Genomic DNA, 11,833 nt, shown 5'->3' with positions numbered 1-11,833 from the left:
CCCGCCGTCGGCGCCGGGCTCAGCCGCCGGGCGTGTCCGCGGCGGGCTGTTCCCGCGTCTGTCCGTCGTCCGGCGGGGCCGGGTCGTCCGCGTGGTTGGCGCTGTGGTCCTGGAACTGCTCGGTCTGGACACTCTTGCCGTCGAGGCCGCGCTCGGCGGTGTGCATCGCCTTGTCGCGGTTCGACAGCACCATGTTCTCGCCGAGGCGCCCCTCGACGATGCTGTCGTCCGTCATCGCGCCGCTGCCGTCGCCCTTGCCGGACGGCGCGGGCCCCATGTGCGTCTTGCTGGCGTTGGCCATGCCGTGCTCCTCCTCGGGTTGGGCACGGTCAACGCCGCCGGGCGCCCGGCGTTCGTCAGGCGGGTTCGGTGTTGCGCGCGGCCATCATGGCCTGGAACGCGGGGCGCGCCTGGCACGCCTCGATCCACGCCTTCACCGAGGGGGCCTCGGCGAAGAGTTCCGGCGCCGGCTGCGCGTAGCGGAAGATCTCCGCGAGGTTGATGTCGCAGACGGTGAAGCGCCCGCCGACGACGAAGCCGCCGCCCGAGGAGAGCGTCTGCTCGAGCACGGCGAAGGGCCGGCGCAGCGTCGCGATGCAGGTCTCCACCAACTTCGGGTCGCGCTCCTCCGGCGGCTTCGCCACGCGGTGGTAGAGGATCTGCAGCGCGTGGGGCTCGCACTCGGTCACGGCCCACAGCGCCCACATGGTCATCAGCGCATCCTCCTGCAGGTCGCGGGGAGCGAGGGGGCCGCCGGCCTTCTTGGCGAGGTAGAGGTTGATCGCGAGCGACTCGTTCAGCCGGAAGCCGTCGTCGTCGAGCGTCGGGATGAGACCGTTCGGGTTGACCGCCCGGAAGGACGGGGAGGCCGTGTTCAGCGGCGCGTCGGCGGCGGCCGGGTCGGACAGGCGATAGGCCTGGATGACCGGGATGCTCTCGAAGGGCAGCCCCAGTTCATGGGCCAACCACACGTTGCGCGAGGCGCGGGACCGAAGGACGCCATAGATCTTGAGGGACACGCCGGTTCTCTCCTGCTGCGAATCTGCGACCCCACGCTAAGGCCCCGGCTCGTCCGAAGCGAGACGCGACCATCCGGTTGACCTCCGTCAATGACGTTTGCTGCAGTGCACACTATCCTGCCTGCAACCATGAGCCGACCGACGGTCCGCCCTGATGGACAAGCGGGGTGACTTTCGAGCGGCCGAACCGACAGGAGAGCAGCGTGTCGTTCCCCCGCGAGCACGAGAAGTACGGCCGCCTTCTGGCCGCCGCACGTGCCTTGCCGAAGCTGAAGGTGGCGGTCGCGCACCCCTGCGACGAGGTGTCGCTCGGTGCCGCCGTCGAGGCGGCGGAACTCGGGCTGATCGAGCCGATCCTCGTCGGTCCGCCGGCCAGGATCGAGGCAGCCGCCGCCAAGGCGAAGCTTGATCTCACGCGCTTCCGGCAGGTCCCTTCCGACCACAGCCACGATTCCGCCGCGAAGGCCGTTGCGCTTGTCCGCTGCGGGGACGCGGAGGCGCTGATGAAGGGCAGCCTGCACACCGACGAACTCATGGGCGCCGTGGTCGGGCGCGAGGGCGGCCTGCGGACAGCACGGCGCATCAGCCACTGTTTCGTCATGGCCGTTCCCGACCACCCGGACCCGCTCATCATCACTGACGCTGCGGTCAACATCGCGCCGACGCTGGAGGAGAAGGTCGACATCGTGCAGAACGCGATCGACCTTGCCCATGCGCTGTTCCTGCCGGAGGTGCGGGTCGCCATTCTCTCCGCGATGGAGACGGTGAACGCCAAGGTTCCCTCGACCATCGAGGCTGCGGCCCTGTGCAAGATGGCGGACCGCGGGCAGATCACGGGCGCGCTCGTCGACGGGCCGCTCGCCCTCGACAACGCCATCGACCTCGGCGCCGCGCGGATCAAGAAGATCCAGTCGCCCGTCGCCGGACGGGCCAACGTTCTCGTCGTGCCCGATCTCGAGGCTGGCAACATGCTGGCCAAGAGCCTGACCTTCCTGGCCAACGCCGACGCCGCGGGCATCGTGCTCGGTGCCCGGGTGCCCGTGATCCTGACGAGCCGGGCCGACAGCGAGACGACGCGCCTCGCGTCCTGCGCGGTGGCTTCCCTCGTCGCGGATGCCGCCCGCAAGCGCGCCGCGCTCCCGGCGGTGTGACATGGGCGACATCTCCCTCGTCCTCAACGCCGGGTCGTCGAGCCTCAAGGTCCAGGTGTTCGACGCCGATGGCCGTGGCGAGAAGGCCCTCTTCAAGGGACTGTTCGAGGGGCTGTCGGGCGCCACGCACGATGCGCCCGCCCGGGGCGCCCTGCGTGATGCGGCCGGCGCCACGGTGGCCCGGATGGAATGGGTGCCGGACGCCGGGCAGGGCCACGCCGACGCGCTGGAGCGGCTCTTCGGCTGGGCCCGCGACGCGCTGTCAGGCCGGAGGCTGGCGGGCGTGGGCCATCGTGTCGTTCATGGCGGGCGCGAGTTCTCCGCCCCGGTGCTCGTCGACGACGCGGTCGTCGCGGCGCTGGAGCGATACGTACCCCTCGCGCCGCTGCACCAGCCGCACAACCTCGCGCCGATCCGGATCATCCGCGACCGGATGCCCGCGATGCCGCAGGTGGCGTGCTTCGACACCGCCTTCCACCGGACCCAGGACCGCCTGGCGCAGCTCTTCGCGCTTCCCAGGGAACTGACCGAGAAGGGGGTCGTTCGCTACGGCTTCCACGGCCTGTCCTACGAGTTCATCTCGGGCTCGCTCGCCCGGTTCAGCCCGGACCTCGCGCAGGGGCGCGTCGTCGTCTGCCACCTCGGCAACGGGGCCAGCGCCTGCGCGATGCAGGCAGGGCGGAGCGTCGCCTCGACCATGGGCTTCTCCGCCCTCGACGGACTGATGATGGGCACCCGCAGCGGGGCCATCGATCCGGCCGTGGTGTTCTACCTGATGCGCGAGCTGGGCCTCACGCCCGACGCCGCCGAGAAGTTCCTCTACACGAAGTGCGGTCTCGCCGGGGTCTCGGGCCTGTCGAACGACATGCGCGCGTTGCGCGAGGCTGCGGGGGAGAACCCGGACGCGCGAACGGCGCTCGATCTCTTCGTGTATCGGATCGCCCGCGAGGTGGGCTCGCTGGCCTCCGCTCTCGGAGGACTCGACGGCCTCGTCTTCACCGCAGGCATCGGCGAGAATGACGCGGCCACGCGGGCCGAGGTGCTCGCGAGGCTGGAGTGGCTGGGCTTCCGGCTCGATCCGGATGCGAACGGTGCCGGCGGGCCCTGCATCACGCGCGGCGAGGGGCCGGCGGCGTGGGTCATCCCCACCAACGAAGAACTTGCGATCGCGCGGCACATGGCCGCCCTTCTCGGCGCCAGAAAACCCTGAAGAGAACGGAGAACGACGATGTCCGACACCAGCGTCCACGGCCAGCTCGGCGACGAGTCCTTCATGTCCGCCAACGAGCTGCGCTCGTACATGAACCAGATGGAGATGGCGAAGGCGTCCAAGGCGGTGGATGCCATGGACAGCGCCGAGAAGGCGCGTCGCGAACTGATCAAGCAGCTCTCCGAGCCGATGAAGCTCACGCCGGAGGTGATCAAGACCGTGGCGGATCGCCTGAAGGCCGCCGTACGCCGCGCGGCGGAGCGCGGCGAGACGGAGGTCCTCGTCATGCGCTTTCCCGTGGCGCTCTGCTCCGACCATGGCCGCGCGATCAACAACGGCGATGCCGAGTGGCCGGACTCGCTGACGGGCCGTCCGCGACAGGCCTACGAGTTCTGGCGCGACCACGTGCGCCCGGCTGGCTATCGCCTCAAGGCCCTCATCATCGAGTGGCCGGGCGGCATGCCTGGCGACGTCGGCATGTTCCTGAGCTGGGCCGATCAGAAGAAGCACTGACGGTGTTCCTTACCGGCGCGGGCGCCATCGGCCCCGCGCCCGCCACGGAGGTCGAGATGACGACCCAGACCGAGACCACCTTCCTCCACGCGCGGCTGGCCCGGCTCTTCCACGAGCGGCTGGCGACGGCGTCGACGGCCTACTTGCACACCACCCAGGCCGCCGGCCGCGCCATGATGGAAGGGCTGGCCGCCCGGCACCCGGAGCCGGCGGGCCTCTGGAAGGATGCCACCTCCTACTGGATCGACTTCGCCCAGCGCAGCGCCCTGTTCTGGGACACTTTGCGCCAGCGCGGCGACAACTGGCTGGAGCATGAGAAGGCCGGCAAGCCGCCGCTCCTCAAGTTCCCGTACGAGACGATCGCCGATGCACGCACCTTCGAGCGACCGGTGAACTACGTCCTGCTGCGGATCCTGCCGGGCGACGACACCCCGGTCGATCCCCGGCGGCGTCCGTTCGTCATCATCGACCCGCGCGCCGGCCACGGGCCGGGCATCGGCGGCTTCAAGGCCGACTCCGAGGTGGGCGTCGCGATGAAGGCCGGCCACGCGGTGTATTTCGTCTCCTTCTTTCCTCGACCCGAGCCGGGCCAGACGCTGGCGGACGTGTCGCGGGCGGAAGCTGAGTTCCTGCGCATCGTGCGCCAGCGCCATCCCGACACCGGCCGGCCGATCCTGATCGGCAACTGCCAGGGCGGCTGGGCGGCCATGCTCGTGGGCGCCATGGAACCCGATCTCGTCGGACCGATCGTCATCAACGGCGCGCCCATGTCGTACTGGGCGGGCAACGACGCCGAGAACCCGATGCGCTATGCGGGCGGCCTGCTCGGCGGCGTGTGGCCGGCGCTGCTCGCCGCCGACCTCGGCGGTGGCGTCTTCGACGGCGCCGATCTCGTGTCGAACTTCGAGAACGCAAATCCGGCGAACACCTTCGTCGACAAGTACTACACGCTGTTCTCGCGCATCGACACGGAGCCCGAGCGCTTCCTGGACTTCGAGCGGTGGTGGGGCGGCTACTTCCTGCTCAACCGGTCCGAGATCAAGTGGATCGTCGAGAACCTGTTCATCGGCAACAAGCTCTCCGCCGGCGAGGCCGAGTGGTCCGAGGGACGGGCGTTCGACCTGCGGTCGATCCGCTCCCCGATCGTCGTCTTCGCGTCGCTGGGCGACAACATCACGCCGCCCCAGCAGGCGATTAACTGGGTGACCGACCTCTACCAGACCACCGAGCACCTCAAGGCCAACGGGCAGGTGATCGTCGGCCTGATGCACCAGAGCGTCGGCCACCTCGGCATCTTCGTGTCGGGCAGCGTGGCGACGAAGGAGCATGCGCAGATCGTCGAGCTGCTGCACCAGATCGAGACCCTTCCGCCGGGCCTCTATGCGATGCAGATCGACGAGAGGAAGGACAAGGCGGGCAACGTCCACTACGACGTCTCGCTGGTCGAGCACCGGGTCGAGGACCTGCGCAAGCTCCAGAAGTACGACCGCAAGGACGAGATTCCGTTCACCTCGGTCGCGCAGGTCTCCGAGGTTTGGGAGACGGCCTACGAGGCCTTCGTGCATCCGTGGCTGTCCGCAACCGTGAGCCCGGCCTCCGCCGAGATCGTGCGGGCCTTCCACCCTCTGCGCGTCCAGCGCTGGGCCCTGTCGGGGCTCAACCCGGCGATGACGGGGGTGAAGTCCGCGGCGGAACTCGCCAGGGTCAACCGCGCGCCGCGCGACGACCGGGGGCCGGCCGTCCTCGGCGAGCGCTTCGCCGTCACGCTCGCCAGCAGCGCGCTGGAACTCTACCGCGCCACCCGCGACGCCCTCGGCGAGTACCTCTTCTTCAGCATCTACGGCTCCATGGCCGTCGCCGAGGCGGTCGGCCGGCCGCCGCGGACCGTGACGCTGCCCGAGGAGGAGGTCCCGGGCGAGGCCTTCGTGCGAGACGCCATCGCCCATGCCGACAGGGGCGACTTCTACGATGCGGCGGCGCGCATGGCGATGCTGGCCATCAAGGCGGGCACGGGGCGCCGGCGACTGTCCACGTCCCAGGCGGCCATCGACGTCGTCGCGCGCGAGTTGAACATCGTGGCGCTCGACCCCGATGTCCTGCGCCAGCGGGTGCGGCAGCAATCCGCGATCGTGGAGTTCGCGCGCGAGAAGGCCATTGCCACGCTGCCGAGCCTCCTCACGACTCCCGCGGACCGCAAGGCCGCGCTCGACCTGTTCGACAAGCTCGGGCAGACGCTCGACCTCAACGAGAGCCAGAAACGCCTGCTCGCCCGCTTCCACGAGTTGCTGGGTCCGGAAACGGCACGCGACGACCGCGTGGTGTCGCTCGCGGTCGCCGCACGTCCGAAGCGCGCCGGGCGGGGAGGGCGGTCATGATCGAGCTTCCGGCCGGACTCCCGCTTGCGGGCAAGAAGGTGCTCGTGCTGGGCATCGCCAACGAGTCCTCCATCGCCTATGGCTGCGCGCGCGCCTTCCGCCGCATCGGCGCCGACCTCGCGGTCACGTGGCTCAACGACAAGGCTCGACCGCATGTCGAGCCGCTGGCGAGGGAGCTGGAAGCGTCGATCATGATGCCCTGCGACGTCTCCGTTCCCGGAGAGCTGGAAGCGGTCTTCGACCGCATCCGGTCGACCTGGGGTCGCCTCGACGTCGCCCTGCATTCCATCGCCTTCGCGCCGAAGGAAGACCTGCAGGGCCGCCTGGTCGACAGCTCCGCCGAGGGCTTCGCCAAGGCGATGGACATCTCGTGCCACTCGTTCCTGCGCATGGCGCGGCTCGCCGAGCCGCTCATGACCGACGGCGGCACCCTGCTCGCCATGAGCTACCTTGGGGCGGAGCGGGTGGTTCCCAACTACAACCTGATGGGCCCGGTGAAGGCGGCGCTCGAGAGCAGCGTGCGGTACCTCGCGCACGAACTGGGGCCGAAGCACATTCGTGTGCATGCGGTCTCGCCCGGCCCGCTCAAGACCCGCGCGGCCTCGGGGCTCAAGGACTTCGACCAGATGCTGGCCGAGGCGGTCGACCGCGCGCCCGTCGGTGAACTCGTGGACATCGACGACGTTGGCGTGACGACGGCCTATCTCGCCACGCCCTTCGCCCACCGGCTGACGGGCATGACGGTCTACGTGGACGGAGGCCTGAGCATCATGGCGTGAGGTTCGGCCATCGCGGGTGCACTGCTGCGACAGCACGAAGCGGTTGACAGCCGGCGCGGCGAGCCTGAGCGTGACGTTGGCGCGACGCGACGGAGGCGACGATGTTCACCGTGTCAGAACTGGCCGCCGATGCGCTGGGGCCCTTCCTGGCCGAGGATTTTCGCCGGACGTTCGGATCGTCGGAGGCCCCGCTGGCCGAGGGCATCGAGACGGCGGCGCGGCTGGCGCTCGAATGCATCGGGCTCAGCGACGCGCCGTACCACAACGTCGAGCACACCATGATGGTGACGCTCGTGGCCCGTGACATCATGCGCGGCCGCTACCTCCTGAAGAAGACGACGCCGCAGGACTGGCTGCACGTCCTCATTTCCTGCCTCTACCACGACATCGGCTACGTCCGGGGCGTGCTGAACGACGACCGGCCGCCGCGCTACGTCGCCAGCATGCACGGAGAGACGGTGGAGCTGCCGCGCGGCGCCTCGGACGCCTGGCTCTCGGCTTACCACGTGGACCGCAGCAAGCTCTTCGTGCTGGAGCGCCTCGGCGACGGGGCCGGGTTCATCGATGCCCGGCGGATCGCCAACGCCATCGAGTCCACGCGCTTTCCCGCGGCCATCAGCAACGATGAGACCGAGGACGGCGTCCTCGTGCGCGCCGCCGACCTGATCGGACAGCTCGGCGACCCGGCCTACCTGCGCAAGGCCTTCGCGCTGTTCTGCGAGTTCCGCGAGACGGGGCTCGACGTGCAACTCGGCTACACCTCCGCCGCCGACGTCATCGAGCGCTATCCGGACTTCTTCTGGAAGTCGATCTCGCCCCACCTGGGGCTCGCCATGCGCTACCTCAGCGTCACCGCCGACGGACGGGCGTGGATCGCCCGCCTCGACAGCAACGTCTTCGCCGCCGAGCGTGGGCGCACGACGCTGCAGGCCGACCCCACGACCTGAGCGACGCGGGAGTCCCGTCTCCGTCCGCGGCGCGGGCTGTGCCGTCTGCGGCAGGCGGCCGTGCCGGCAGGATCGGGCGGCTCGATCCGAGGCCCTTGCCGCCACGGAGGGTGATGCGCCACCATGTGCGCCGTCGCGGTGGCCGGACGGTCGCCCGCATCTTTGCCATCGCAGTGCCGTGCCATGACATCCGCCGCCTCCCACCAGGGCCCCGTCGACTTCGAGCCCGCCGCCCTGGCCGAGTACCTGGCGGCCCGGCTCCCCTTCGCCCGGGGGCCGATGCAGCTGACGCGGATCAGCGGCGGGCAGTCCAACCCGACCTACATCGTCTCCTTTCCTGACGGCGGCGCCGTGCTGCGCAAGAAGCCTGCGGGGGTGACGCTTCCCTCGGCGCACGCCGTGGACCGCGAGTTCCGCGTGCTGAGCGCCCTCGCGGGCACGCCCGTGCCGGTGCCCCGCCCGCTGCTCTACGAGGCCGATGCGGGGGTGCTTGGCACGCCCTTCTACGTCATGGAGAAGCTCGAGGGCCGCGTCTTCCACGACTGCGCGCTGCCCGGCATCGCCCCGGCAGACCGGACGGCGATGTACTTCTCGATGGCGGAGACGCTCGCTGCGCTCCATGCGGTCGATCCGGCCACGGTCGGTCTCGCGGACTTCGGCCGGCCGGGCAGCTACTTCGCGCGGCAACTGGCGCGCTGGTCGCGGCAGTGGGAGGAGTCCCCCACGGACGACATCCCGGAGCTCGACGCCGTCGTGGCCTGGCTCTCCGACAAGCTGCCGCCGGACGACGGGCGCGTCTCCATCGCGCATGGCGACTTCCGGCTCGGCAACCTGATGTTCCACCCGGTCGAGCCGCGGGTCGTGGGCATCCTCGACTGGGAGCTCGCGACGCTGGGCGATCCGCTCGCCGACCTCGGCTTCTGCTGCATGACGTGGCATTCGAGCCCGGACGAGTATTCCGGCATCCTCGGCCTCGACATCGAGACGCTCGGCATCCCGGCGCAGGACGCGTTCGTGGCGCGCTACGAGGGGCTGCCGGCGCCGTCCGGGCGGCTCCGGCCCTTCCACGTCGTCTTCGCGCTGTTCCGCTTCGCCGTGATCTTCGTCGGCATCGCGGACCGGGCCCGGACCGGCACGGCGGCGGATGCCAACGCGGCGAAGACGGGGCGGCTGGCAGTCAACTTCGCCCGGCGGGCCCATGCGCTCGCCATGGCGTCGTCCTGAGCGGGGAACGGTCCATGGATCTCGGCGCACGCATGCGCGACCGGCACGTGCTCGTCACGGGGGCGTCCGGCGGCCTCGGCGAGCATTTCGCGCGGCTTCTGGCGGGCTGCGGCGCGGCCGTGACGGTGGCCGCCCGGCGGATCGACAGGCTGCAGACGCTCGTCAACGAGCTCGCGGCGGCCGGGGCGCCGCATGCGCGGGCGGTCGCCCTCGACGTGACGGACGAGGGCTCCATCGCGTCGGCGCTCGCCACCGCCGTGGCCGACGGCGCGCCGCCGCTCGACGTCCTGGTCAACAATGCCGGCGTCGCGGCGAGCGAATCCGCCATCGACGTCGACGCCGCCATCTTCGACCGCGTGCTCGACACCAACCTGCGCGGGCCCTTCCTGCTCTCGGTGGGGGCGGCGAGGGCATGGCGTGACGCCGGCCGGCCGGGCGTCATCGTCAACGTCGCCTCCATCCTCGGGCTCAACGTCGCCAAGGGCGTGGCGCCGTACACCGTGTCCAAGGCCGGCGTCGTGCAGATGACGAAGGCCATGGCGCTGGAGTGGGCGCGCTACGGCATCCGCGTCAACGCGCTCTGCCCGGGCTACGTCGCCACCGACATCAATGCCGCCTTCTTCGCCACCGAGGCGGGGCAGCGCACGATCCAGCGCATCCCGATGCGCCGGATCGGGACGCCGGAGGACATGGACGGCGCCTTCCTGCTGCTGGCGTCGGACGCCTCCGCCTTCATGACCGGCTCGGTGCTGGCCGTCGACGGTGGGCATCTGGTGACGGGACTCTGACAGACACGAAGGACGCATCGGCCATGGACTTCACCCTTCCCGCCCGGATCGAGGACATCCGAGCCCGCATCGCCGCGTTCGTCGAGCGCGAGGTCATGCCGGTGGAAGCCGACCGCTCCACGTGGGACGCTCACGGCAACATTGCCGCGGCGCCTCTGGCCGCACTCCGCGACAAGGCGAAGGCCGAAGGCCTGTGGTGCCTGCAGCTGAAGCCCGAGACGGGTGGTCTGGGCGTCGGCAAGATCGGCATGGCGGCGTGCTACGAGACGATGAACCGGTCCATCTTCGGGCCCGTCTGCTTCAACTCGGCCGCACCCGACGACGGGAACATGATGGTGCTGGAGAAGACGGCGACGCCCGCCCAGCAGGAGCGCTGGCTGCAGCCGATCGTGCGCGGCGAGGTGCGGTCCGCCTTCGCCATGACCGAGCCCCATCCCGGCGGCGGATCCGACCCGCAGATGATCGACACGCGGGCGGTGCGCCGCGGCGACGTCTATGTCGTCACGGGCCGCAAGTGGTTCATCACCGGCGCCGAGGACGCGGCGCACTTCATCCTCATCGCGCGGACCTCGGACGATCCGCGCCACGGCCTGACGGCGTTCCTGTTCCATCGCGACCAGCCGGGATGGCGCATCGTCCGGCGCATCGGGATCATGGGGCCGGAGGAGCACGGCGGCCACTGCGAGCTCGCCTTCGAGGGTCTCGAGATTCCGGTCGAGAACCGGCTGCTGGAGGAAGGGCAGGGGATGCGCTTCACGCAGATCCGGCTGGGACCGGCGCGCCTGACGCATTGCATGCGCTGGCTCGGCCTGTCGAAGCGCTGCGTCGAGATCGCCAAGGAGTACGCGGCGGTCCGCACCGGGTTTGGGGTGCGCCTCGCCGACCGGGAGAGCATCCAGCTGATGCTGGGCAAGCTCGCCATGGACATCGAGATCGGCCGTCTCCTCGTCATGAAGGCGGCGTGGGAGCTCGACCGCGGCGGCTTCGCGCGCAAGGAGGTCTCGATGGCCAAGGTGCACGTCGCCAACCTCCTGCACCAGGCGGCGGACGTCGCGATCCAGATCAACGGTGCCCGCGGCTACTCGACCGACACCGTGCTGGAATGGATCTACCGCTATGCCCGGCAGGCGCGCCTCGTGGACGGCGCGGACGAGGTGCACCGCATGGTGCTGAACGGCTTTCTCGACAAGGAGGGCAGCGGCTTCTGGTCGTGGCCAGCGGCCTGAAGCCCCCGGTGCATGCCGCGGCATTTCCGCGACGCCAGCGGCTTGGCGTGCGGACCCGAATGTGAGAGAACCGATGGCCTTCGGTCGTGGTCGCCTGAGCCCCATGAAGAGCATCGCCGCCCTGCTGCTGACGATCGCGCTGGCCCTGTTCCCGCTGTCGGGGACGCGTGCCGTCGCGGCTGCGGCGCCTCAGGCCCACGGGATCACGACCGGGCATGGCCACGCCGCGGTGCAAAGCCACGATGCCCACCATGTCGCCGCCCAGGCCGATCATGCCGGCCACCTCCACGACGGGGGCGGACACGCGCATGCAGCCATGGACGCAGGTGCGGATCACGACGGCGGGCAGAAGCACTGCGGCAGCGACGCGGCGTCCTCCACCTGCTGCAACGTGACCTGCCACGCCATGACCCAGCAGGTTTCGCAGGGCGTTGCCGTGCGGGCGCCCATGGCCGCGATCGTGGTGATGGTCGCGCTGCCCCTTCCGAGCGGGATCGCCTTCGACGGGCTCCTGAGACCGCCGAAACCGGCCTGAGCGACTGCGGGCCGCGGCCCGCCCGCCGGACCCCGTCGGGTCCATGGTCGAGGTCAGGCTTCGGCG

Annotated in this window: 12 protein-coding genes; 10 read left to right on the top strand and 2 right to left on the bottom strand. The window is 70.3% G+C overall.

The features are described 5' to 3' along the window. Positions 1-19 precede the first annotated feature (19 nt). Together ACX9GQ_RS11875 and ACX9GQ_RS11870 are read right to left on the bottom strand one after the other, a co-directional pair. Entirely contained in the window at positions 20-301 is a 282-nt protein-coding gene (locus ACX9GQ_RS11875) for a hypothetical protein (RefSeq protein ID WP_459629751.1), read from the bottom strand. 55 nt (positions 302-356) lie between these two features. Next, a complete protein-coding gene (locus ACX9GQ_RS11870; protein WP_459629750.1) occupies positions 357-1,019 on the bottom strand; it encodes a glutathione S-transferase family protein in 663 nt (220 codons plus the stop codon). Positions 1,020-1,186: 167 nt separating this feature from the next. On the opposite strand from ACX9GQ_RS11870, the gene ACX9GQ_RS11865 reads away from it, so the two are divergent. The 10 genes from ACX9GQ_RS11865 (at position 1,187) to ACX9GQ_RS11820 (ending at position 11,767) form a co-directional block, all read left to right on the top strand. Next, positions 1,187-2,170: a phosphate acetyltransferase gene (locus ACX9GQ_RS11865; RefSeq protein ID WP_459629749.1), complete on the top strand. Its 984-nt coding sequence runs from the start codon at positions 1,187-1,189 to the stop codon at positions 2,168-2,170. Position 2,171: 1 nt separating this feature from the next. Further along, on the top strand, positions 2,172-3,380 hold the full coding sequence (locus ACX9GQ_RS11860; protein ID WP_459629748.1) for an acetate/propionate family kinase: 1,209 nt from the start codon (positions 2,172-2,174) through the stop codon (positions 3,378-3,380). Between the two features lie 18 nt (positions 3,381-3,398). Then, positions 3,399-3,893: a hypothetical protein gene (locus tag ACX9GQ_RS11855; protein WP_459629747.1), complete on the top strand. Its 495-nt coding sequence runs from the start codon at positions 3,399-3,401 to the stop codon at positions 3,891-3,893. A 56-nt stretch (positions 3,894-3,949) separates the two neighbouring features. Next, a complete protein-coding gene (locus tag ACX9GQ_RS11850; protein ID WP_459629746.1) occupies positions 3,950-6,268 on the top strand; it encodes a DUF3141 domain-containing protein in 2,319 nt (772 codons plus the stop codon). Beyond that, positions 6,265-7,047: an enoyl-ACP reductase FabI gene (gene fabI / locus ACX9GQ_RS11845; RefSeq protein WP_459629745.1), complete on the top strand. Its 783-nt coding sequence runs from the start codon at positions 6,265-6,267 to the stop codon at positions 7,045-7,047. Before ACX9GQ_RS11850 ends, fabI begins: the two co-directional genes overlap by 4 nt. A 101-nt stretch (positions 7,048-7,148) precedes the next feature. After that, complete coding sequence (locus tag ACX9GQ_RS11840; protein ID WP_459629744.1) at positions 7,149-7,994, top strand: HD domain-containing protein; 846 nt, start codon at positions 7,149-7,151, stop codon at positions 7,992-7,994. A 183-nt stretch (positions 7,995-8,177) separates the two neighbouring features. Then, positions 8,178-9,218 (top strand): phosphotransferase family protein, encoded by a 1,041-nt coding sequence (locus ACX9GQ_RS11835; protein ID WP_459629743.1) that lies wholly within the window; start codon positions 8,178-8,180, stop codon positions 9,216-9,218. A gap of 14 nt (positions 9,219-9,232) precedes the next feature. Further along, positions 9,233-10,006 carry an SDR family NAD(P)-dependent oxidoreductase gene (locus tag ACX9GQ_RS11830; RefSeq protein WP_459629742.1) on the top strand — a complete coding sequence of 258 codons (774 nt, stop codon included), beginning with the start codon at positions 9,233-9,235 and terminating at the stop codon, positions 10,004-10,006. A 23-nt stretch (positions 10,007-10,029) separates the two neighbouring features. Continuing rightward, positions 10,030-11,232: an acyl-CoA dehydrogenase family protein gene (locus ACX9GQ_RS11825; protein WP_459629741.1), complete on the top strand. Its 1,203-nt coding sequence runs from the start codon at positions 10,030-10,032 to the stop codon at positions 11,230-11,232. 73 nt (positions 11,233-11,305) lie between these two features. After that, positions 11,306-11,767, top strand: a complete 462-nt coding sequence (locus ACX9GQ_RS11820; RefSeq protein ID WP_459629740.1) for a hypothetical protein — start codon at positions 11,306-11,308, stop codon at positions 11,765-11,767. Positions 11,768-11,833: the final 66 nt, after the last annotated feature.

Source organism: Alsobacter sp. R-9, assembly GCF_054612375.1.
Note: the sequence above shows the minus strand (reverse complement) of the source record. Positions and strands in the feature narration are given on the sequence as shown.

Excerpts from the sequence above, each read along its gene's own strand:
- ACX9GQ_RS11850 (WP_459629746.1), top strand. The coding sequence starts at position 3,950 with ATGACGACCCAGACCGAGACCACCTTCCTCCACGCGCGGCTGGCCCGG.
- ACX9GQ_RS11835 (WP_459629743.1), top strand. The coding sequence starts at position 8,178 with ATGACATCCGCCGCCTCCCACCAGGGCCCCGTCGACTTCGAGCCCGCC.
- fabI (WP_459629745.1), top strand. The coding sequence starts at position 6,265 with ATGATCGAGCTTCCGGCCGGACTCCCGCTTGCGGGCAAGAAGGTGCTC.
- ACX9GQ_RS11855 (WP_459629747.1), top strand. The coding sequence starts at position 3,399 with ATGTCCGACACCAGCGTCCACGGCCAGCTCGGCGACGAGTCCTTCATG.
- ACX9GQ_RS11840 (WP_459629744.1), top strand. The coding sequence starts at position 7,149 with ATGTTCACCGTGTCAGAACTGGCCGCCGATGCGCTGGGGCCCTTCCTG.
- ACX9GQ_RS11825 (WP_459629741.1), top strand. The coding sequence starts at position 10,030 with ATGGACTTCACCCTTCCCGCCCGGATCGAGGACATCCGAGCCCGCATC.
- ACX9GQ_RS11830 (WP_459629742.1), top strand. The coding sequence starts at position 9,233 with ATGGATCTCGGCGCACGCATGCGCGACCGGCACGTGCTCGTCACGGGG.
- ACX9GQ_RS11875 (WP_459629751.1), bottom strand. The coding sequence starts at position 301 with ATGGCCAACGCCAGCAAGACGCACATGGGGCCCGCGCCGTCCGGCAAG.
- ACX9GQ_RS11820 (WP_459629740.1), top strand. The coding sequence starts at position 11,306 with ATGGCCTTCGGTCGTGGTCGCCTGAGCCCCATGAAGAGCATCGCCGCC.
- ACX9GQ_RS11860 (WP_459629748.1), top strand. The coding sequence starts at position 2,172 with ATGGGCGACATCTCCCTCGTCCTCAACGCCGGGTCGTCGAGCCTCAAG.